The organism is Flavobacteriales bacterium, from assembly GCA_013214975.1.
Taxonomy (GTDB): Bacteria; Bacteroidota; Bacteroidia; order DT-38; family DT-38; genus DT-38.
Genome location: JABSPR010000218.1, coordinates 1 through 1,780, shown reverse-complemented (window position 1 = coordinate 1,780; position 1,780 = coordinate 1). Strand labels below are relative to the sequence as shown.

At 34.0% G+C, this 1,780-nt stretch carries 2 protein-coding genes; one reads left to right on the top strand and one right to left on the bottom strand.

Features of this window, described 5'->3' with window-relative positions:
• The first annotated feature begins 379 nt into the window (after positions 1–379).
• Positions 380–1,487 (top strand): IS3 family transposase gene (locus tag HRT72_07390; protein NQY67529.1). Its coding sequence is split into 2 segments (ribosomal slippage): positions 380–654 and positions 653–1,487, totalling 1,110 coding nucleotides; the frame shifts between segments, so codons are not numbered across the junction.
• Positions 1,488–1,568: 81 nt separating this feature from the next.
• Here HRT72_07390 and HRT72_07385 read toward each other — a convergent pair.
• Positions 1,569–1,724 carry a hypothetical protein gene (locus HRT72_07385; protein ID NQY67528.1) on the bottom strand — a complete coding sequence of 52 codons (156 nt, stop codon included), beginning with the start codon at positions 1,722–1,724 and terminating at the stop codon, positions 1,569–1,571.
• Positions 1,725–1,780: the final 56 nt, after the last annotated feature.

The following is a 1,780-nucleotide window of genomic DNA, read 5'->3' as shown; positions in this document are numbered from 1 at the left end:
GAAGTATGTTTTGTATACCCATGCAAAAATTTTTCTTCAAAACCCATAGCAAACTCAAAAAAACAATAATTGAGTTATTGTACCACAAAAGTACAAAAAGCTCTATTCTTGAATACAAAGCCTGGTCTTTTGAAAGATATTTGCCCTTCTGCCTTCCTGCACACCAGTAATCTTTGCGTGCCCCGCTGGCTCTGCTAGAATATATAAACCCCATGGATGAACGTGCTGAGCACGGACGCTCCTTTCTCTAACCACACGGATTGTGTGAAAAATTATGAAAATAGCCTTCAAAATAAACGAACAGTATAATGGACCCCATATTTAGGACAGAAAATTAGTTGAAAAGAGATATAATCCCTCATAAAAAAGAGGAAAAATAATGTCAACTAAGAACAGAAAATACACATCCAATGATAAGGCCAAAATAGCTTTAGAAGCTTTAAAAGGAGAGCTTACCTACGCCCAAATATCGTCTAAATATTCAGTTCATTCTACCCAGATAAATAAGTGGAAGAAGCTTCTAAAGGAAGGTATGGCGAGTGTTTTCAGCCAGACACCAGCGAAAACTGATACTGAAAAAGACAACTTAATTGATGAATTATATAAACAAATTGGTCAGTTAACAGTTGAAAGAGATTGGCTTAAAAAAAAGTCTGAATTATTCGATTGATCAAAAGAAACAATTGATTGATAAGTCAAATCAGTCAATTAGTGTTTCTAGACAATGTGAATTAATAGGTTTAAGTAGTAGTGCTTATTATTACAAACCTAAGCCTATTAATTCAATAACGTTGGTTATTATGAATAAAATTGATGAGCTGTATACACAATATCCATTTTATGGAACAAGAAGAATGACTGCATTATTACAAAGAGAAGGTTTTTTGATAAATAGGAAAAAGACTCGCAGGTTGTATAAAGAAATGGGGATTGAAGCTATATATCCAGGGCCAAAGACTACAAAGTTTAATAAGGAGCATAAAATTTATCCTTATCTATTAAGGAATGTTGCGATCACTAAAGTTCATCAGGTTTATTCAACTGATATTACCTACATACGGATAAATAATGGCTTTGCTTATTTGGTTGCTATTATAGATTGGTTTAGTCGCTATGTCTTAGGGTGGAGATTGAGCAATAGTTTAGACGCTGATTTTTGTATAGAAACTTTAGTTGAAGTATTGAATAACAATAAATGTGAAATTTTTAATACAGATCAAGGCTCGCAATTTACTTCAAAATCATTCACCCAGGTATTGCAAAACCATGAGATCTCAATTAGCATGGATGGCAGAGGAAGATGTTTAGATAACGTATTTGTAGAGAGACTGTGGCGTTCAGTAAAACAAGAATGCGTATACCTAATGAACTTTCAGAGCATGCATGATGCTAAGGATAATTTACATAGATACTTTGAATTTTATAATAATCAGAGGCTACATCAGTCATTAGATTATAAAACTCCCAAAGAGGTGTTTATACAGTAAATGTACTAAAAGATAGGTTTATTAACAACGAGGGTTTGTTCTCTTATTGAATGATTTACTGTCCTAACAAAGGGGTCCACTTCAGATGTCGTTAATTTGTTCCACTGTCAAATTAGTGGCTTTGCTAATAATCTCAAGATCTATATCTTGTCTCAACATTCCCAACGCTGCATCGTGCATTCCTTTCTCAATCCCTTCGTCAAACCCTTCTGTTTTTAGTCTCTGCGCTAAAGTCATAACCTTGCTCCTGTTGTTTGCGGTCAATTCTTGAGCAATAAGATCAAAACATAACT

Bases quoted from the DNA above. Each gene is read 5' to 3' on its own strand.
- HRT72_07385 (NQY67528.1), bottom strand. From the start codon at position 1,724: ATGACTTTAGCGCAGAGACTAAAAACAGAAGGGTTTGACGAAGGGATT.